The following is a 17,502-nucleotide window of genomic DNA, read 5'->3' on the forward strand; positions in this document are numbered from 1 at the left end:
TCGGGTCTTGTCGTCTCAGTACTGTGGGGTGCTTCAGGTCCACCAATACCGCACCAGATGAAAGAAAATCGGCGCCGCAAAACACACTGAATCCAACCGATCCAGCATCCCGCCGTGTCCTTCGATCATATGTCCCCAATCCTTCACGCCTCGGTCGCGCTTGATCGCCGACATCACAATCCCGCCGGCAAAGCCCAGCAGGTTGATCAGCAGTGCAATCAGGAAGGACTGCCAGGGGTTGAACGGGGTGGTCCACCACAGCGCTGCGCCGATCAGGGAGGACAGCAGGATCCCGCCGACAAAGCCTTCGACGGTTTTCGACGGTGACAGGTTGGGCGCGATCTTGTGTTTGCCGAACAGTTTGCCGCACACGTACTGCAATACATCCGAGAGCTGCACCACGATCACCAGGTAGGCGATCAGCAGCAGGTTGCGGCCCTCGTAGCCGACGATATCGAGGGTCAGCAGCGCAGGCACGAAGGACACGCAGAACACCGCGATCATCAGCCCCCACTGCACTTTCGATGCGCGCTCCAGGAAGTGCGTGCTGTCGCCGCCCAGCGACGCCAGGATGGGCAGCAGCAGGAACACGTAGACCGGGATAAAGATCGAGAACAGGCCGTACCAGTCAAAGTAGATCAGCAGGTATTGCAGGGGCAGCGCCAGGTAGAACGCGGCGACCAGTGCCGGGTAGTCGCTGCGGCGGGTGGGCGTGAGGGTGAGGAATTCGCGCAGGGCGTAGAACGATACGGCGTAGAACAGCAGGATCACCGCGCCGGTGCCGAGCCAGAAAGCGATGCCGATCACCACCACCATCACCCACCAGGCATTGATGCGGGCGTTGAGGTTGTCGATCACCGCGTTGGCTGTGCCACGGGTGCGCAGCTTGAGGATCAGGCCGATCAGCGAGGCGAGCACCAGGATCATGCCGATGCCGCCGAACAACAACAGGGTTTGGCTATCCATGTCAGGAATGCTCCGGGGCGAGGGCGAGCAGGGCGTCGCGGCTGCGGGCGAGAAACAGGGCCTTGTCTTCACCGTCCTGCAATTGCAGCGGTGCGCCGAAGCTGGTGGTGCACAGCAGTGGCAGCGGTAGCACCCGGCCCTTGGGCATCACACGGTTGAGGTTGGCGATCCACACTGGGATCAATTGCGCCTGTGGATAACTTTTTGCCAGGTGATACAGGCCGCTCTTGAAGGGCAACAGGCCATCTTCGAGGTTGCGTGTGCCTTCAGGGAAAATGATCAGCGAATCGCCCTGTTCCAGGGCCTCGAGCATCGGTTGCAAGGGGTTATCCACAGGGTCTTTGCGCTCGCGGTCGATCAGCACGCCGTTGAACACCCGGTTGATGATGTAGCGGCGCAAGGCGCTCTTGTTCCAGTAGTCGGTGCCGGCCACCGGGCGTGTGGCTTTGCGCAGGTTCTGCGGCAACGACGCCCACAGCAGCACGAAGTCGCCGTGGCTGCTGTGGTTGGCAAAATAGATGCGCTGCACCGGTTCCGGGGCGCAGCCCAGCCACAGGCTGCGGGCACCGGTCACTGTGCGGGCCATGGAGGTAATCAGGGTCGCGACCACGGGTTCGAACATGAGGATTCCTTATCCGGCGAAGGGCAGCCACGGGCTGGCCAGGATGACGGCCAATGTCAGTAACACTTGCGCGCCCAGCAGGTAGGCCTGTTTGCGCAGCAATTTGAGGGCACCACGCCGACGTTCGGTCCAGGGGCGGCTGGGGCGATTGGCAGGTTGCAGACTCAGGGCCTGCAGGGTCTGGTCCAGTTCGGCGGTACGTTCTATGTCCTTGGCCATCAGCGCAAACAGGTCGGCGTCGAAGGCCACCCGCAGCGCCCAGTACTTTTGCAGCAGCCCGAGGATAATCATCCACAGGCTGAGCAGCAGGCAGATCGGCGTGATACTGACCATCAACAATTGCGCCAGGCCAAACAGCACCCCGAGCAAGGTCAGGCCTGTGGATAACTGATCCAGCGAACGGCCGCGGCGCAGCAGGCTGGCGACTACCTGAAGGTGCATGTCAGCGGGCATAAGGCAGTGCTCCCAAGGCTTGACGGTGATTGGTGTGCAGGACCACATCCGGTCGTGCTGTACGAATAATAGCCAGTGCCTCGTCTACCGTGCTCGCCCGCCCGCTGTGCAGCAGCCATGCCGCCACGGCGCTGGCACTGCGCGAGTAGCCGAGGGCGCAGCACACCAGCAACGGCCCGTGTTCGCGCAAGCGCTCGATGGCTTGGGCCGCCTCCAGGCACTGTGCCGGTGTGGGTGCGGTCAGGTCGAGGACGGGCAGGGCATGGTAAGCGCGGCCTTGTGGATAAACAGGCAACTCGGCACACAGATCGACCACCGCATTGAATGAACTCAGCTGCGCTGGCGTCGGAATTCGCCCCAACCACACGTTATCCACAACCCGGTCAGGCTGTGGATGTTTGCGCGTCCACAGCCGCGAGTTGAGCCACGCCGCCGCGAGATAAGGCGCATACAGCCAGCGTGCTGCCGGGCTGAGGCGGCCATCGGCGCGTTTCTGAAAGCCTGCGGCGCCCAGCAGCCAGTAATTGAGCGCCACCAGCAACACCGCGACGGCAGGCCACAGCAGCCATAACCAGGCGCCGCCCCCGGTAAAGGCCGCTATCGCCAGCACCATGGCGCCCGTGGCGTAACGTAAACCCAGGCGCCAGCGTTTCGGGTCTTTGGCCAGGCGCGCATGCAACAGCGGGCTTGGATGATCCACCGGCCAGAGCCACACGCACAGCCAGCCGGCCAGGGCGCCTGTGGGTAAGTCGATAAAGTGATGTTGGTACGTGGTCAGCACCGAAACACCAATCAAAGCGAACCAGCCATGCACCAGCCAGCGCCACAGGCCTTGGCTATGCCGCTGGTACATGACCCACAGGATCACCAGCAAAGCGATATGCAGCGACGGCGCCTGGTTGAACGGTTTGTCGAACCCCGCCAGCACTGCGAACAGCCAGCCGAACACGCCGTCCATTTCCGGGCGCTCAAAGGTGAACCGCAACGGCCAGAGCAGGAAGCAGCTCACGGCAATCACTTGGGCACTGAGCAGGCGCAGGGCATGTTGCTTGAGCTCATGGCGACTGTTGGGCAGCAACAGGGAGAAGCCATAGAGCAGGTCGATCGACCAGTAGGGCACGATGGTCCAGGCCCAGAACGGCATATGGGTTTCCCAGCCGAACACCAGGGTGCCGACATCGCTGCGCTGGCTGGTGACCCAGGTGGCAAAGCCGTAGGTGCTGAAAAACAGCGGCGCCAGAAGCAGCAGCCACAGCAACGCTGGTTTGAAGAGGCCCGGTTCGCGCATGGTCAGATCTTCTGCGCCAGCGACACGCTGAAGATGCCCCATTCATCCACACGCTGGATGATCTTGCGAAAGCCTGCCGCTGCCACCAGTTGATCCATCTCTGCCTGGCTGCGACGGCGCATCACCCAGGCCTGGCCCTGGCGATGGCTGGTCAGGGCACGGGCGATCAGTTCCAGTTGCGGGTGCCACGGTTGGCCGGTGTACACCAGGTAGCCCCCGGGCTCCACGGCTTCGGCCAGGCCGGCGAGGGAACCCCCGACCATGGCGTTATCGGCAAAAAGCTCATACAGCCCGGACACCACCGCCAGCGTCGGCTTGGGCGCCAGCGCTGCGAGGTCGGCCCGGTCGAAGGCATCGCCTTTGACGAATTGCGCAATATCCCCCAGGCCTTTCTCGCGAATCAGCGCGCCACCGTCGCGCACGTTGATATCGCTGTAGTCGCGCAACAGGATCGATTCCGGCAGTGGAGAAACGCCCTGCAAGGCTTCCAGAATGTACCGACCGTGCCCAGCGGCGATGTCGACGATGCGCACTTCGCGCCCGTCGTCGCGCAGCTTGGCCATGGCCAGGCGCAGCAACTCTTCAACGTGCAGTTTGCGCTGGCGGATCCCGCGCCAGCCGATGGAGTTCAGGTAGTTGGTGTCGATCATCCGCCCCAGCGCGCCTTTGCCGGTGGGGGTGTTGCGGTACACGTAGTCCAGGGTACTGCCCGAGTCGAAACCGGTGTCGAAGCCCAGCTTCACCCCCTCGGACAACTTGCGGCCCAGGCCCATGCTGGCGCGGGTCATGCGCCAGTACAGGTCACGCAGGGAGTTGCGCGGCAGCGGCGCGGCGAGGGATTCGGATTCGGCGCACGTCGCGCCGATCTTGTCGGCATCCAGCAGGCTGGCGCGGTCCAGCGGGTGGGCAAAGTTTTGCAGGATAAAACGCCTGGCGCTGGCCAACGCCACGGCGCGATCCCGTTCGCCGAGGGTGTCGTGGAAAAAGCCGGGCAGGATGTGCAGTTCCTTTTTCAGGCTGCCAAGGCGGTCGAAGAACTGTTGCTGGGGTTTGCGATGCACCACGAAGTCCGAGCCGGAGATCAACAGCTGGGTCGGCACCTGGATCGCCTGGGCATCGGCGACCACGCGGTCGGCCGCTTCGTACAGGCCCAGCAGCACATTCACCGAGATCGCCTTGGTGATCAGTGGGTCAGTGTCGTAGGACGCAACGCGCTCTGGGTCATGGCTGAGGAACTTGGCCTTGACGTAGCTGTTGACGAAAAAGTTGCCGCGAAAGCGCCGCATCAACCCCAGGCCCGGGCGGGCGAAGGGCACGTAGAGCTTGACCTTGAACGCCGGGGAGGCGAGCACCAGGGCGCGGATGTTCGGCGCGTAGTCGTGGACCCAGGTGGCGGCAATCACCGCGCCGACGCTCTGGGCGATGACCGCGAGGTTTTCTGCCTCGATGCCATAGGTGGCGCCGATATGGTCGCAGAACGTCTGCACATCCCGCGCGCTGGTGGCAAAGCTCGGGCTGTCGCCACGCTCGCCGGGGGACTGGCCGTGGCCACGGGCGTCCCAGGCGAAGAAATCGAAATGCGGCAGGTCCAGTTCATCCACCAGGTGCGCAATGCGCCCCGAATGCTCGTGGCCTCGATGGAACAGCAGGATCGCCTGGCGTGGCTCAGGCCCGGTGGCACTGGTCGCGGGCCAATGCCGATAAAAAAGCGCTACGCCGTCGTGGGTGCTGAAGGTGTGCTGTTGCTGTTCGCGCATCGCAAGATCCTTATGCCGTCGGAGGGGTGTCGGGTTGTTCTTTGAGGCCCTGGCGTACACGGTTGACCAGGGTGTAGGCGAGCAAGGCCGCCACCAGCCACATCACCCCGTCGACCCAGCCGGCACCGAGCCAGCCCAGGGCCACGCCAGTGGCCAGTACGCCGAGGACGAACGCCCGATCACTCTTGCCCATGGGCCCGTCATAGCGTCGCGATGCGCCGACCATCGGCCCGAGCACACCGGCGTACTCGCTGAACACCGCCAGTAGCGTCACCAGCAACACCGGCGCCAGGCCGACCCCGGGGATCAGCGCAAACGGCAGGATCAGCGCGCTGTCGGCGATCACATCGCACAGTTCATTGAGGTAGGCGCCCAGGCGTGACTGTTGGCCGAATTCCCGGGCGAGCATGCCGTCGATGGCATTGAGGGCCATGCGCAGGATCATCCACAGCGGGATCAATACGAACACCCAGGCGTGCTGGGCGAAACCGGCGATCAGCAGGCCCACCAGCAGCGACACGATGCCCGCCAGCACGGTGATCTGGTTGGCGGTGGTGCCGTTGTCATACAGGCGCTGCACCAGGGGCCGCAGCAGGTTCTGAAAGCGCGGTTTGAGCTGATAGATCGAAATCATGAGAGTGACGCTTCCTTGTCCGTGATCCCGCGAAAAAGCTGCTGCGAGTGTGACGATAAATCGCGGTGCGCACTAGTGATGGCTCCTACAAGGATTCAGGAAACCAGGAAAATTTTCACAGCGCTGTAACGCCCCTCCGGCATCTCACTCTAGTGCTGTGTCGGGACTGAACAAACCGTTTAGCCGACCCCCTAGACCCATGAGGAATACCACAATGAACTTCAAGAACGCTGTTTCCGGTGCTGCCCTGGCCATCGCTGCCGCCACGCTGTTTGCCGGTGTCGCGACCCAGGCACAAGCCGCCGATGAAGCGAATGTGCACTGCTATGGCGTGACCTCCTGCAAAGGCATGAACGATTGCAAGACCGCTGAAAACGCCTGTAAAGGCCAGGCTGTCTGCAAGGGCCATGGTTTCAAGGCCATGACCAAGGCTGCTTGTGATGCAGCTGGCGGCAAAGTCGGCGAATAACCGCGAATACGTGATCCCGCAGCGGTGTGCACGTCGCTGCGGACACTTTCCAGGAGTTCGTCATGTCGGCATCGGTTCCTTGCCTGGGCTACGGCCTGGGACTACGCAGCACTTACTATCAGCAGATTCTCGAGCAGTCGCCGGCGGTGGACTGGTTCGAAATCGTCTCCGAGAATTATCTGGTCCAGGGCGGCAAAGCCCTGTACTACCTGGACGCCATCGCCGAGCGCTATCCGCTGGTGCTGCATGGCGTGTCCCTGTCCATCGGCGGGCCCCATGCCCTCGATAGGGACTACCTCACGCAACTCAAGCAATTGGCCGACCGGGTCAAGCCGGCGTGGGTGTCCGATCACCTGTGTTGGAGCCGGGGCAACGCCCATCAGTTGCATGACTTGTTGCCGCTGCCCTACACCGAAGAAAGCCTCTACCACGTTGCTACCCGGGTGCGGCAGGTGCAGGAGGTGCTGCAGCGGCCGCTGGTGCTGGAAAATGTCTCCAGCTATGTGCGCTCAAAGGCCGATGAGTTTACCGAGTGGGAGTTTCTCAGCGCCTTGAGCCACCTCAGTGGTTGCGAGCTGCTGTTGGACGTGAATAACGTGTATGTCAGCTCGCGCAATCATGGCTTCGATGCCTGGACCTTTATCCGCAACCTGCCGCCGCACAGCATCCGCCAACTGCATTTGGCCGGGCATATGGACTACGGCGACTACGTGGTCGATACCCATGACCACCCGGTATGCGATCCGGTGTGGCAGCTGTTTCAACAGACCCTGGAGCACCTGGGGCCGGTGGCGACGTTGCTGGAGCGCGATGACCATTTCCCGCCGTTTGCCGAGTTGCTCGACGAACTGGGCAAGGCCCGTGAGTTGGGGGCTGGCGCCCTGGCCCGGAGGTCGCTATGCGCTTGATCGATTGGCAACTGGCATTTGAACGGCATCTATTGGCAGACACCGACGCCAGCGGCTTTGCCAGCACCTTGATCGGTGGCCCGACCCTGGATGTCGACACGGGCCTGGCGATCTATCACCACGCCTATCGGGCCCGTTTACTGGAAGTGATGCAGGGGGATTTCCCGGCTGTGTGGCACTGGCTGGGGGATGAGGAGTTTGCCGGGCTGGTAGCGGCCTATGTGCAGCGATATCCATCGGCGCATTTCAGCTTGCGCTGGTTGGGGCAACGGTTTGCAGGCTTTATCGGCGAGCATCTGGTCGCCGAACAAAGCGCGCCGCTGGCAGAGCTGGCGTGCCTGGAATGGGCCTTTACCCTGGCGTTTGATGCGTCCCCCGGCCAACCCCTGAGCCTGCACGACATGGCGCAACTGGCGCCTGAAGATTGGCCGGTGTTGCAGGTCGAGTGGGTGCCGGCGGTGCAGCAAGTGTTGTGTCGCTTCAACAGCCTGGAGATCTGGCGCGGGGTCAAGGCACAGGCGACGTTTCCCGGCAGCCAGCCGTTGTCGTTGGCCCAGGTGTGCCTGATCTGGCGGGACCAGCAGGTGTGCCGCTTCCGTAGCCTGGAGCCCGCCGAGGCTTATGCCCTGGCCGGGATGGCCGACGGCGGTTGGAGTTTTTCAGAACTGTGCGCCGAATTGGCAGTCACTTATCAAGAGGGCGCGCCGCTACAAGCTGTCACGTGGTTGAAACAGTGGGTTGAGGACGGTTTGCTGCAACGTCGGGCACCATAGAAGGCGGCTATTGAATCGATAGCCAGCTACTTTTTCGTGGATGGTCTACCCTCATTCCAGACGTCTGAAACAGGGGGGACTACTCATGCTCGCGCAACTTCCACCGGCCTTACAGAATCTTCAGCTACCGCTGCGTCTGCGACTCTGGGATGGCCATGAGTTCAACCTGGGCCCGGAGCCCAGCGTCACGATCGTGGTCAAGGACCCGGTGATGGTGACGCAACTGACCCATCCCACGCTCGATTCCCTGGGCGCTGCCTTCGTCGAAGGCAAACTGGAGCTGGAAGGCTCCATCAGCGATGTGATCCGGGTGTGTGATGAGCTGAGCCACGCCCTGGTGGATGAAGATGAGCACGCCGGACCGGTGCGCTCGATCCACGACAAGGCTACGGATGCCGCCGCGATTTCCTACCACTACGACCTGTCGAACGAGTTCTACCAGCTCTGGCTGGACCGTGACATGGCCTACTCCTGCGGTTACTTCGAGACCGGCAGCGAATCCCTCGACCAGGCCCAGCAAGATAAATTCCGCCACCTGTGCCGCAAGTTGCGCCTGCAGCCTGGGGAATATCTGTTGGACGTCGGTTGCGGCTGGGGCGGGCTGGCGCGTTATGCGGCGCGCGAATTCGGGGTCAAGGTGTTCGGCATCACCCTGAGCAAGGAACAACTGGCATTGGCCAGGGAACGCGTGCTCGCCGAGGGCCTGGAAGACCAAGTGGAACTGGCGTTGCTCGACTACCGCGACCTGCCCCAGGACGGGCGGTTCGATAAAGTGGTCAGCGTCGGCATGTTCGAACATGTTGGCCACGCCAACCTGGCGCAGTACTGCCAGACCCTGTTCGGCGCCGTGCGCGAAGGAGGCCTGGTGCTCAACCATGGCATCACCGCCAAACATACCGATGGCCGCCCGGTGGGACGTGGCGCGGGGGACTTTATCGAGCGCTACGTATTCCCCAATGGCGAGCTGCCGCACCTGGTGATGATCAGCGCCGAGATCAGCGAAGTCGGTCTGGAAGTGGTCGACGTGGAAAGCCTGCGCCTGCATTACGCACGCACCCTGGACCATTGGAGCGAACGCCTGGAAGACAACCTGGAAGCGGCGGCGAAAATGGTCCCGCCCCAGGCACTGCGTATCTGGCGCCTGTACCTGGCAGGATGTGCGTATGCGTTTGCCCGCGGGTGGATCAACCTGCATCAGATCCTGGCGGTCAAGCCCCATGCCGATGGGAGCCATGAGTTGCCGTGGACGCGGGAAGATCTCTACCGCTGAGATCTTTGGCTACGCTGCAATACTAAATGTGGGAGCTGAGCTTGTGTGGGAGCTGGCTTGCCTGCGATTGCATCACCGCGCTGTAACTGCAAGAACGCGGAGTCTGCATCGCAGGCAAGCCAGCTCCCACATTTTGTCCGGTGCAATTTATAGGATCGGGGAAATCAACCGCGCCACCCGCATGCCCAGTTGCTGCAGGCGGCGGGTCTGTTGGCTTTCTTCCTGGCTGGTTTCGTGGGCCTGGGCGAAGTCGTCCAGCAGCATGTGTTCCACTTCGCTGGCGAAGGTTTTATCGACCGTCAGCAACATCACTTCAAAGTTGAGGCGGAACGAACGGTTGTCCAGGTTCGCACTGCCGATGGCGCTGATTTCGCGGTCTACCAACACCACTTTCTGATGCAGGAAACCCGGCTTGTAGCGGAATACCCGAACCCCGGCGCGCACCGCTTCAATCGCGTACAGGCTGGATGCGGCGTAGACAATGCGATGGTCGGGGCGTGACGGCAGCAGCAGGCGTACGTCCACGCCACGCAACACCGCCAGGCGCAACGCGGCGAATACTGCCTCATCGGGGATGAAGTAAGGGCTGGTGATCCACACTCGCTCAATTGCCGCATGAATGGCTTCGACGAAAAACAGCGAGCAGGTCTCATAGGGGTCCGCCGGACCGCTGGCCAGCAATTGGCAGAGCACACCGTCGTCGGCGTAGGTGTCGGGCAGGATCAGCGGCGGCAGTTCGCGCGCGGCCCAGAACCAGTCTTCGGCAAACGACTCCTGCAGGCAGGCCACCACCGGGCCGCTGACTTGCACATGGGTATCGCGCCAGGGCGCCAGCGGCGGTTTCTTGCCCATGTATTCGTCGCCGACGTTATGCCCACCGACAAACCCGCTCAGGCCATCGACCACGACGATCTTGCGGTGGTTGCGGAAATTTACCTGGAAACGATTGAGCCAGCCGCTGCGGGTGGCAAACGCCTTGATCTGCACCCCGGCGTCGCGCAGCGAATGCACATAGCGGTGGGGCAGGGAGTGGCTGCCGATGCGGTCATACAGCACGTAGATGGCCACGCCCTCGGCGGCCTTGGCCTTGAGCAGGTTGTGCAACTGGCGGCCGAGTTCGTCGTCATGAATGATGAAAAACTGCACCAGCACAGCCGTCTTGGCGGCGCGGATGGCGTCGAAGATGGCGCTGAAGGTGGCGTCGCCATTGACCAGCAAACGCACCTGGTTATTGGCCAGGCACGGCATGCGCCCCAGCTTGGGCATGGCGCGCAGGGAGGCGTAGGCGTGGGAGTTGCGCGCGGCCAGGGCTTCTTCGACCCAGGGGCGCCAGTTCAATTCGGTGATGGCCTTGTGCATTTCCTGGTTGGCCTGGCGGCGCGCCTGGATATAGGCATCGAAGCTGCTGCGGCCAAAGATCAGGTAGGGGATCAGGGTCAGGTACGGCATGAACATCAGCGACAGCGCCCAGGCAATCGAGCCTTGGGCGGTACGCACGGTCAGCACCGCGTGCAGGGCGGCCAGCGAGCCGAGAAAATGCAGGGTGGCGATGAAGTAACCAAGCAAGTGCGGGCCGAAGAAATCCATGGACAACATTACTCCTGACAATCCAATGCGTAACAGACCATGTCCGGCGGCGATTGTCGCTATTTTATTGAGCATGCAACGCCGACCACTTTACGACGTCTAACGCCGACAATTACCCAGGAGTTACCCGATGAATGCTCGTCTGCTTGGTTTGGCCATGGTTGTTGGTTTGACGCTGCCGGTGGCAGCGCAGGCGCAGATGTTGGCGCCGGGCTTGTGGGAATTGACCACCAGCAACATGAAAGTCGATAACCAGAACCTGCCGGACTTGTCGTTGATCCTCGGTCAGCTGAAACAACAGATGACCCCGGAACAGCGCGCCATGCTGGAAAAACAAGGCATTACCATGGCCGGCAAGGGCGTGCAGGTGTGCCTGACACCGGCCCAGGTGGCCTCCGACTCCATCCCGCTGACCGACCCGCAATCGGGTTGCAAGCAAGAGGTGACAGACAAGACCGGCAACCAGTGGAAATTCCGCTTCAGCTGCCCGAAAGCCCAGGGCACTGGCGTGGCCACGTTCCAGAGCCAGAAGGCATTTACCACCACGGTCAACGGCACCTTCAATGCCACCGGCGTGCAGCAGAACGGCAGCCTCGACACCCAGGCGCAGTGGCTGGGCAACGACTGCGGCACGGTCAAGCCCCGCGCCTGATCACACGCCCTGCAGGAGCCGGCAAGCCGGCCCCTGCGTTTAGCGCAGAAAATGCAGGGGCAGCCCCTGGCAACTGTCGATCACGTGCCCCTGGTGCCAGGCCACATGGCCTGACACCAGGGTAGTGCTGACGCTATGGCGAAAGCTGCGTTCGGCAAACGGCGTCCAGCCGCAGCGGGCGAGGATCGGTTGGCTGCTCACGGGCTTGCCTTCGGGCTCGGGTTTGATCAGCACCAGGTCGGCCCAGTAACCCTCGCGCAGATAACCCCGTTGGGGAATGGCGAACAGGTCGGCGACGCGATGACTGGTTTTTGCCACCAGCGTAGTCAGTGGCAACAAGCCGTCGGCCACCAATTCCAGCAATGCAGGCAACGCGTGTTGCACCAGGGGCAATCCTGCCGGTGCCTCACGGTACGCCTGCTGTTTTTGCGCCCAGGTATGCGGGGCGTGGTCGGTGCCAATCACATCCAACCGGTTGCTCAGCAGTGCCAGGCGCAGGGCATTGCGGTCGGCCCGGGTCTTGATCGCCGGGTTGCATTTGATCTGGTGGCCGAGGCGGGCATAGTCGCGGTCATCGAACAGCAAGTGATGCACGCACACTTCTGCCGTGATGCGTTTTTCTGCCAGCGGTTTGTCTTCGAACAGCGGCAATTCCCGCGCGCTGGTCAGGTGCAGCACATGCAGGCGCGTGCCATGGCGGCGCGCCAGCTCCACCGCCAGGGATGACGAGCGATAGCAGGCTTCGGCGTCGCGAATCAGCGGGTGGGCTACAGCGGGGATCGCCTCGCCAAACCGGTTTCGCAAGCGTTGTTCATTGGCGTGGATGCTCGGCGTGTGCTCGCAATGGGCGAGGAGAATGGTCGGCACCTCAGCAAATAAACGCTCCAGGACGCGTGGATCATCCACCAGCATATTGCCGGTGGAGGCGCCCATAAACACTTTGACCCCGGCGACCTGCCGCGGATCAAGGGCCGCCACGGTGTCGAGGTTGTCGTTGCTGACGCCAAAGTGAAAGCCATAGTTGGCCACCGAGTGCAGCGCCGCGCGGCGTTTCTTGTCGGCCAGTGCTTCCAGGGTCAGGGTCGCCGGTTGGGTGTTGGGCATGTCCATGAAGCTGGTGATGCCACCGGCCACCGCCGCGCGGGACTCGCTGTAGAAGCTGCCTTTGTCCGGCGCGCCGGGTTCGCGAAAGTGCACCTGGTCGTCGATCATGCCTGGCAGCAACCATTGGCCTTGGGCGTCAATCTCGATAGCGGCTGTTTGCCCGTGGATGCTGCTGGCGATTTTCTCGATACGGCCGTTGGCGACCAGCAAGTCGGCGTCGAATTCCTGGCCCTCATTCACCAGGCGGGCGTTGCGGATCAGCAGGCGGCTCATGCTCAGAACTCGTTTTGCAGGGCTTTGTAGCCAAGCACCAGATCGACATTGGTACGCGCCACATCTTCAGAAAACTCCGAGGCGCTGACGCTCACCGGCGGGAACTGCGACAGGTCGGTGTTGGGACCGATGCGCGTGGTGGACGGCACATAGAAGGCGGCGGGCAAGTCGCGGCCATCCACCACCGAGTTGTGCCGCACCACGCAGCCGTCGCCAACCGCGCAGTTGAACAGCACGCTGTTGAAACCGATGAACACCCGGTCGCCGACGGTGCAGGGGCCGTGGACAATCGAGCGATGGGCGATGGAACTGAACTCGCCGATAGTCACCGCCGCACCGGATTTGGAGTGGATCACCACGCCGTCCTGGATATTGGAATTGGCGCCGATGGTGATCGGGTCCATGTCGCCGGTGGCGTCCACTTCATCAGCGCGGATCACCGCATAGGGGCCGACAAAGACGTTCTCGCCGATGATCACCTTGCCGCAGATGATCGCGGTTTTATCGACGTAGGCCGATTCGGCAATGACCGGCAGATCGCCGGAAGGGTTCTTGCGGATCATGCTGCAGGTTCCTTGAGGGGCGCGGTGAGGATATGCACGTGGTCGTCTTCGATAGCGTTGTAAAAACAGTTCGGGCGGCCGGTGTGACAGGCCGGGCCCTGTTGGTCGACGATCAGCAATACAGCATCGCCGTCGCAATCCAGGCGTGCTTCGACCAACTGCTGGCGGTGGCCGGAGCTTTCACCTTTGCGCCACAACTGCTGGCGTGAACGTGACCAGTAGCAGACCTGGCCGCTGGCGAGGGTTTCTTCGAGGGCCTGGCGATTCATCCAGGCCAGCATCAATACCTCGCCGCTGCCGTGTTGCTGGGCGATGGCGGCGATCAGGCCGTCGCGGTTCCACGGCAAGGCATTCAGTACCGGGGCCAGGGCAAAGCGACTGCCCACGCTGGCGGCTTCGAGGTCGAGCATTGTCAGCGTCATGGGGTGCCCGAGACGGTTCTCATCCAATGGCTTTCGGCTACGGCGTCATGGGCGTGCAGGCTTTCGGCGTGGATGACTTTGAGGTGAATGGCTTGCACTGCATCCGAGCGTTTTAGCGCCAGGTTCAGACGGCGCGCGGCGTCTTCGCAGAACATCAGGTTCTGGCCGTTGGCCAGGGCGAACGCCTGTTCATCGGCGCGCTTTACGGCGGTTTGGACGGCGGTGCCGAGGGCGGCTTCGGCCTGGTCGATCAAGTCGGTCAGGGGCAAGGCTTGTACGCCGGGTTGCAGTTGGACCTGCAACAGCGCACTGCTGCGTTGGCTGTGGGGCGTGGCGACGATGCCATTGGCACTGCCGAGCCAGGCCAGTACATCTTCGTGCTGCAACGACTTATTGCCGAAGTCATCGACAAATTGCTGTTGAATCAACTGCCTGGCGAGGGCCGCAGAGCAAGGGCAGGTGGACGAGTAGGTCACGTCAATTTTTAGTTCCACGTGGAACATCTGCTTTTCCAGACGCGCTTCGATGGTCACCGGATAAGTCTTCCAGCCCGATAGCGGGCTGACCAATGCCGGGCGTTTAAGCAGCAAGTCGGTGTGAATCCGCAGGTAGGCGCTGCTCGATAACCCTTCATGGCTATCAAGGAATCTCTGTAAAACCTGGCGCAGCAACACGGGTTGCAGGTCTTGTTGCTCGAGCATCTCCAGCGCCAGGTACAGGCGCGACATGTGAATGCCTCGCGCCTCGCCGTCATCCAGGCTCACGCCGGCATCGGCCTTGGCACTCAAGCGCTGGCCGTCGATCAGGATAGGAAGGGCAATACCGCACATGCCCACCCAGTCGAGAGGCAAGGCTTGGCGAGAAGCCTGCGCGGCGATATCCGGCAGAGTCAGCGCATTCATGAGCAGGTCCATCGTTGGAAATAATCTGACATGTTATAGTATAACAATTAGATCTACGATGATTTTTCTACGACCGCCCTAGCACCCGCTGATACGGCTGCAGGTGAACTTGGCGCTGGAGCCTCCGGAACTGGAGAACCGGTTGATCGTGGTCCAGCCCACACGCCGGGTGTAGCCCACCCACGCCTCGCCGTCGGAAGCCAGGCCGGTAAAGAACGTCAATTGGCCATAGCGGCTGTTGGTCTGCGCCCAATAGCGCTTGCCGATCACCTCGAACCCGCGCAGATACGTGGTGTTGCCTGCGGTCGCGACACTGTAGGCATTGCCTTGGGCATCGACGCAGGCCAGCAGGGTGGCGCTGCGGGTGCAGGTGGCCAGCGTGCCGGGCATTTGGGCGCTGGCCTGGGTCGCCACCAGTAGCAACACGCTGCATATCAGGTATTTCATCGCGCTTCTCGGGGCCTGGAGAGAATCAAGGATTACGCCCTTCGTCGTGTCGAGCAAGAGGGCGTTGGCTTATTTGTATTGTTATAATATAACATCAATGCACAGCCTGACCCGTGAATCGTCCCGATGACTGAACAAGACCTGCTTGCCCAGCCGCCCGCTGATTACATGAATGAGGCCCAGCAAGCCTTTTTCCGCGAGCTGTTGTTGGCCCAGCGCTATGACCTGCAAGCGCGCATCGAAGCCGAATTCATCGTGCTGCGCGAGCAGGAGCCCAACAGCGACCCCGCCGATGTGGGCAGCGCCGAAGAACAGCGCCAGTGGCAACTGCGCCTGCTGGAGCGAGAAAAGAAGCTGCTGGACAAGATCGACGAAGCCTTGGAGCACCTCGCCCGTGGTGAATACGGCTGGTGCCGCGAGACGGGCGAGCCGATTGGCCTCAAGCGCCTGTTGCTGCGGCCCACGGCCACCCTGTGTATTGAAGCCAAAGAACGTGAAGAGCTGCGCGAACGCCATCAACGGGCGATTTGACCGGCCACCCTGATGAGGAACACCCGATGACCGACCGTCTACCCGTTACCGTGCTGTCCGGATTTCTCGGCGCCGGTAAAAGCACGCTGCTCAATTACGTCCTGCGCAACCGCGAAAACCTGCGGGTGGCGGTGATCGTCAACGACATGAGCGAAATCAACATTGATGGCGCCGCAGTCCAGCGCGACGTCAGCCTCAATCGCGCCGAAGAAAAACTGGTGGAGATGAGCAACGGCTGTATCTGCTGCACCCTGCGTGAAGACTTGCTGGTCGAGGTAGGAAAGCTCGCCAGGGAGGGCCGGTTCGATTACCTGCTGATCGAATCCACCGGCATTTCCGAGCCGCTGCCGGTGGCGGAAACGTTCACCTTCCGCGATGAAAACGGCCAGAGCCTGGCCGACATTGCGCGTTTGGACACCATGGTCACCGTGGTCGATGGCATGAACTTCCTGCTCGACTACCAGGCCGCCGAAAGCCTCGCGTCCCGCGGCGAAACCCTGGGCGAGGACGATGAGCGCTCCATCACTGACCTGTTGATCGAACAGATCGAGTTCGCCGACGTCATCCTGGTCAGCAAGATCGACCTGATCAGTCGCCACGAACGTGAAGAGCTGGTGGCGATCCTGGAGCGCCTGAATGCCCAGGCGCGCATCATTCCCATGGTCATGGGCGAGGTGCCGCTGGCCGAGATCCTCAACACCGGGCGTTTTGACTTTGAGCGCGCGGCCCAGGCACCGGGCTGGTTGCAGGAACTACGCGGCGAGCATGTGCCGGAGACTGAGGAATATGGCATCGCCTCCACGGCCTACCGGGCGCGCCGGCCATTCCATCCCCAACGCTTTTTCGACTTTATCGACCGCCCGTGGAGCAACGGCAAGCTACTGCGCTCCAAGGGGTTTTTCTGGCTGGCCAGCAAGCACCGCGATGCCGGTAGTTGGTCCCAGGCCGGCGGCCTGATGCGCCATGGTTTTGCCGGCCGCTGGTGGCGCTTTGTGCCCAAGAGTCAATGGCCCGAGGATCAGGAAAGTGTCGCGGCGATCATGGGCAACTGGCAGCCGAGCACCGGGGATTGCCGCCAGGAACTGGTGTTTATCGGGCAGAACATCGACTTCGTGCGCCTGCGCGCCGAGTTGGACGCATGCCTGCTGACCGACGATGAAATGGCCTTGGGCGCTGAAGGTTGGCACCTGCTGGTCGATCCTTTTGGCCCTTGGTACGAGGAGGCAGCCGCCTGATGCTGGCACCTGTGATTCAACTGCGCCCGGTGATTCGCCAGACCCGTGGGGAAACCCCGTTGGCCCTCGCCGACATCCTGGATAACGGCGTCAACCTGGCGCTGTGGCAGCGCCAGTTGCCGCTGCACATCGCCGAGTTTGGCGCGTTGCTGGTCTCGCTGGGCGAGCCGCTGGCGGAGTCGCTGGTGGTGGAGCTGGACAGCGAAGACGCCGAACCCGACTTGCAGGGGCTGGCCGCAGGCTGTCGTGACCTTGAGGGCTACGAAGGCTTTATCGCCGATGTTGCCTGGCTGATCAGCGCTTTTGCCTGCCTGTTGGGCGCCAAGCGCATTGGCGTGCGGCTGAGGCTACTGGACAAGGCCATGTGCCCGCGCTTTCACGTCGATCACGTGCCTGTGCGTTTGATTACCACCTATGCCGGCATCGGCAGCCAATGGCTGCGCGAAGGGGTGATGGACCGACGTCAATTGAGTCAGGCGGACGCGGAACCCACCGAGCGCATCGAACAGATCCACTGTGGCGAAGTCGCCCTACTCAAGGGCGAAAAGTGGCGCGGCAACGAGGGCCATGGCCTGATTCACCGCTCGCCGGCCCTGGCCGCCAATGAACGGCGGCTGATTCTGACGCTGGATTGGCTGGCATAACC

20 protein-coding genes are annotated in these 17,502 nt (G+C 62.1%); 8 read left to right on the plus strand and 12 right to left on the minus strand.

Annotated features, from left to right (window positions below; genetic code table 11):
* Nucleotides 1-33: 33 nt before the first annotated feature.
* Genes HBO11_RS13815 through HBO11_RS13840 form a run of 6 tightly spaced genes read right to left on the minus strand, consistent with a single transcriptional unit; the run spans nt 34 to nt 5,720 of the window.
* Entirely contained in the window at nt 34-966 is a 933-nt protein-coding gene (locus tag HBO11_RS13815) for a phosphatidate cytidylyltransferase (protein ID WP_169954051.1), read from the minus strand.
* A gap of 1 nt (nt 967) precedes the next feature.
* The gene (locus tag HBO11_RS13820) at nt 968-1,588 is read right to left on the minus strand and encodes a lysophospholipid acyltransferase family protein (protein WP_169954050.1); all 621 of its coding nucleotides are present in this window, start codon (nt 1,586-1,588) and stop codon (nt 968-970) included.
* 9 nt (nt 1,589-1,597) lie between these two features.
* Complete coding sequence (locus tag HBO11_RS13825) at nt 1,598-2,041, minus strand: hypothetical protein (RefSeq protein ID WP_169954049.1); 444 nt, start codon at nt 2,039-2,041, stop codon at nt 1,598-1,600.
* Nucleotides 2,031-3,329, minus strand: coding sequence for a phosphatase PAP2/dual specificity phosphatase family protein (locus tag HBO11_RS13830; RefSeq protein WP_169954048.1), 1,299 nt, complete (start codon nt 3,327-3,329; stop codon nt 2,031-2,033). Before HBO11_RS13830 ends, HBO11_RS13825 begins: the two co-directional genes overlap by 11 nt.
* 2 nt (nt 3,330-3,331) lie before the next feature.
* The gene (locus tag HBO11_RS13835; protein WP_169954047.1) at nt 3,332-5,086 is read right to left on the minus strand and encodes a bifunctional alpha/beta hydrolase/class I SAM-dependent methyltransferase; all 1,755 of its coding nucleotides are present in this window, start codon (nt 5,084-5,086) and stop codon (nt 3,332-3,334) included.
* A gap of 10 nt (nt 5,087-5,096) precedes the next feature.
* On the minus strand, nt 5,097-5,720 hold the full coding sequence (locus HBO11_RS13840) for a CDP-alcohol phosphatidyltransferase family protein (protein ID WP_169954046.1): 624 nt from the start codon (nt 5,718-5,720) through the stop codon (nt 5,097-5,099).
* A gap of 214 nt (nt 5,721-5,934) precedes the next feature.
* On the opposite strand from HBO11_RS13840, the gene HBO11_RS13845 reads away from it, so the two are divergent.
* From HBO11_RS13845 to cfaB, 4 genes are all read left to right on the plus strand, one after another.
* The gene (locus tag HBO11_RS13845; RefSeq protein ID WP_169954045.1) at nt 5,935-6,189 is read left to right on the plus strand and encodes a hypothetical protein; all 255 of its coding nucleotides are present in this window, start codon (nt 5,935-5,937) and stop codon (nt 6,187-6,189) included.
* A 62-nt stretch (nt 6,190-6,251) separates the two neighbouring features.
* Nucleotides 6,252-7,097: a DUF692 domain-containing protein gene (locus HBO11_RS13850; RefSeq protein WP_169954044.1), complete on the plus strand. Its 846-nt coding sequence runs from the start codon at nt 6,252-6,254 to the stop codon at nt 7,095-7,097.
* Nucleotides 7,088-7,870 carry a DNA-binding domain-containing protein gene (locus tag HBO11_RS13855; RefSeq protein WP_169954043.1) on the plus strand — a complete coding sequence of 261 codons (783 nt, stop codon included), beginning with the start codon at nt 7,088-7,090 and terminating at the stop codon, nt 7,868-7,870. The genes HBO11_RS13850 and HBO11_RS13855 overlap by 10 nt, the downstream gene beginning before the upstream one ends.
* 85 nt (nt 7,871-7,955) lie before the next feature.
* Complete coding sequence (gene cfaB, locus HBO11_RS13860; protein WP_169954042.1) at nt 7,956-9,140, plus strand: C17 cyclopropane fatty acid synthase CfaB; 1,185 nt, start codon at nt 7,956-7,958, stop codon at nt 9,138-9,140.
* A 147-nt stretch (nt 9,141-9,287) separates the two neighbouring features.
* Here the strand turns inward: cfaB and cls are convergent, their stop codons facing one another.
* Entirely contained in the window at nt 9,288-10,727 is a 1,440-nt protein-coding gene (gene cls / locus HBO11_RS13865; protein WP_169954041.1) for a cardiolipin synthase, read from the minus strand.
* A 130-nt stretch (nt 10,728-10,857) separates the two neighbouring features.
* On the opposite strand from cls, the gene HBO11_RS13870 reads away from it, so the two are divergent.
* Nucleotides 10,858-11,379, plus strand: coding sequence for a DUF3617 domain-containing protein (locus HBO11_RS13870; protein WP_169954040.1), 522 nt, complete (start codon nt 10,858-10,860; stop codon nt 11,377-11,379).
* A 39-nt stretch (nt 11,380-11,418) separates the two neighbouring features.
* Here HBO11_RS13870 and HBO11_RS13875 read toward each other — a convergent pair whose 3' ends face one another.
* The 5 genes from HBO11_RS13875 to HBO11_RS13895 form a co-directional block, all read right to left on the minus strand.
* Nucleotides 11,419-12,756, minus strand: a complete 1,338-nt coding sequence (locus HBO11_RS13875; RefSeq protein WP_169954039.1) for a dihydroorotase — start codon at nt 12,754-12,756, stop codon at nt 11,419-11,421.
* A gap of 2 nt (nt 12,757-12,758) precedes the next feature.
* Nucleotides 12,759-13,319: a DapH/DapD/GlmU-related protein gene (locus tag HBO11_RS13880; RefSeq protein WP_169954038.1), complete on the minus strand. Its 561-nt coding sequence runs from the start codon at nt 13,317-13,319 to the stop codon at nt 12,759-12,761.
* Nucleotides 13,316-13,741 carry a phosphoribosyl-AMP cyclohydrolase gene (gene hisI, locus HBO11_RS13885; RefSeq protein ID WP_169954037.1) on the minus strand — a complete coding sequence of 142 codons (426 nt, stop codon included), beginning with the start codon at nt 13,739-13,741 and terminating at the stop codon, nt 13,316-13,318. The genes HBO11_RS13880 and hisI overlap by 4 nt, the downstream gene beginning before the upstream one ends.
* The gene (gene folE2 / locus HBO11_RS13890) at nt 13,738-14,643 is read right to left on the minus strand and encodes a GTP cyclohydrolase FolE2 (RefSeq protein WP_169954036.1); all 906 of its coding nucleotides are present in this window, start codon (nt 14,641-14,643) and stop codon (nt 13,738-13,740) included. Before folE2 ends, hisI begins: the two co-directional genes overlap by 4 nt.
* 78 nt (nt 14,644-14,721) lie before the next feature.
* Complete coding sequence (locus HBO11_RS13895; RefSeq protein ID WP_169954035.1) at nt 14,722-15,090, minus strand: glutamine synthetase; 369 nt, start codon at nt 15,088-15,090, stop codon at nt 14,722-14,724.
* A gap of 126 nt (nt 15,091-15,216) precedes the next feature.
* Here HBO11_RS13895 and dksA point away from each other — a divergent pair, with 126 nt between their 5' ends.
* The 3 genes from dksA to HBO11_RS13910 are packed head-to-tail and all read left to right on the plus strand — an operon-like array spanning nt 15,217 to nt 17,500.
* Nucleotides 15,217-15,621: an RNA polymerase-binding protein DksA gene (dksA, locus tag HBO11_RS13900; protein ID WP_169954034.1), complete on the plus strand. Its 405-nt coding sequence runs from the start codon at nt 15,217-15,219 to the stop codon at nt 15,619-15,621.
* Between the two features lie 26 nt (nt 15,622-15,647).
* Nucleotides 15,648-16,856, plus strand: coding sequence for a zinc metallochaperone GTPase ZigA (zigA, locus tag HBO11_RS13905; protein WP_169954033.1), 1,209 nt, complete (start codon nt 15,648-15,650; stop codon nt 16,854-16,856).
* Nucleotides 16,856-17,500, plus strand: coding sequence for a DUF1826 domain-containing protein (locus HBO11_RS13910; protein WP_169954032.1), 645 nt, complete (start codon nt 16,856-16,858; stop codon nt 17,498-17,500). The genes zigA and HBO11_RS13910 overlap by 1 nt, the downstream gene beginning before the upstream one ends.
* Nucleotides 17,501-17,502: the final 2 nt, after the last annotated feature.

It is taken from the genome of Pseudomonas sp. WS 5010 (assembly GCF_012985565.1).
GTDB lineage: Bacteria > Pseudomonadota > Gammaproteobacteria > Pseudomonadales > Pseudomonadaceae > Aquipseudomonas.

Coding starts and splice junctions, on each gene's coding strand:
- HBO11_RS13815 (WP_169954051.1), bottom strand. CDS start 966: ATGGATAGCCAAACCCTGTTGTTGTTCGGCGGCATCGGCATGATCCTG.
- HBO11_RS13820 (WP_169954050.1), bottom strand. CDS start 1,588: ATGTTCGAACCCGTGGTCGCGACCCTGATTACCTCCATGGCCCGCACA.
- HBO11_RS13825 (WP_169954049.1), bottom strand. CDS start 2,041: ATGCCCGCTGACATGCACCTTCAGGTAGTCGCCAGCCTGCTGCGCCGC.
- HBO11_RS13830 (WP_169954048.1), bottom strand. CDS start 3,329: ATGCGCGAACCGGGCCTCTTCAAACCAGCGTTGCTGTGGCTGCTGCTT.
- HBO11_RS13835 (WP_169954047.1), bottom strand. CDS start 5,086: ATGCGCGAACAGCAACAGCACACCTTCAGCACCCACGACGGCGTAGCG.
- HBO11_RS13840 (WP_169954046.1), bottom strand. CDS start 5,720: ATGATTTCGATCTATCAGCTCAAACCGCGCTTTCAGAACCTGCTGCGG.
- HBO11_RS13845 (WP_169954045.1), top strand. CDS start 5,935: ATGAACTTCAAGAACGCTGTTTCCGGTGCTGCCCTGGCCATCGCTGCC.
- HBO11_RS13850 (WP_169954044.1), top strand. CDS start 6,252: ATGTCGGCATCGGTTCCTTGCCTGGGCTACGGCCTGGGACTACGCAGC.
- HBO11_RS13855 (WP_169954043.1), top strand. CDS start 7,088: ATGCGCTTGATCGATTGGCAACTGGCATTTGAACGGCATCTATTGGCA.
- cfaB (WP_169954042.1), top strand. CDS start 7,956: ATGCTCGCGCAACTTCCACCGGCCTTACAGAATCTTCAGCTACCGCTG.
- cls (WP_169954041.1), bottom strand. CDS start 10,727: ATGGATTTCTTCGGCCCGCACTTGCTTGGTTACTTCATCGCCACCCTG.
- HBO11_RS13870 (WP_169954040.1), top strand. CDS start 10,858: ATGAATGCTCGTCTGCTTGGTTTGGCCATGGTTGTTGGTTTGACGCTG.
- HBO11_RS13875 (WP_169954039.1), bottom strand. CDS start 12,756: ATGAGCCGCCTGCTGATCCGCAACGCCCGCCTGGTGAATGAGGGCCAG.
- HBO11_RS13880 (WP_169954038.1), bottom strand. CDS start 13,319: ATGATCCGCAAGAACCCTTCCGGCGATCTGCCGGTCATTGCCGAATCG.
- hisI (WP_169954037.1), bottom strand. CDS start 13,741: ATGACGCTGACAATGCTCGACCTCGAAGCCGCCAGCGTGGGCAGTCGC.
- folE2 (WP_169954036.1), bottom strand. CDS start 14,643: ATGAATGCGCTGACTCTGCCGGATATCGCCGCGCAGGCTTCTCGCCAA.
- HBO11_RS13895 (WP_169954035.1), bottom strand. CDS start 15,090: ATGAAATACCTGATATGCAGCGTGTTGCTACTGGTGGCGACCCAGGCC.
- dksA (WP_169954034.1), top strand. CDS start 15,217: ATGACTGAACAAGACCTGCTTGCCCAGCCGCCCGCTGATTACATGAAT.
- zigA (WP_169954033.1), top strand. CDS start 15,648: ATGACCGACCGTCTACCCGTTACCGTGCTGTCCGGATTTCTCGGCGCC.
- HBO11_RS13910 (WP_169954032.1), top strand. CDS start 16,856: ATGCTGGCACCTGTGATTCAACTGCGCCCGGTGATTCGCCAGACCCGT.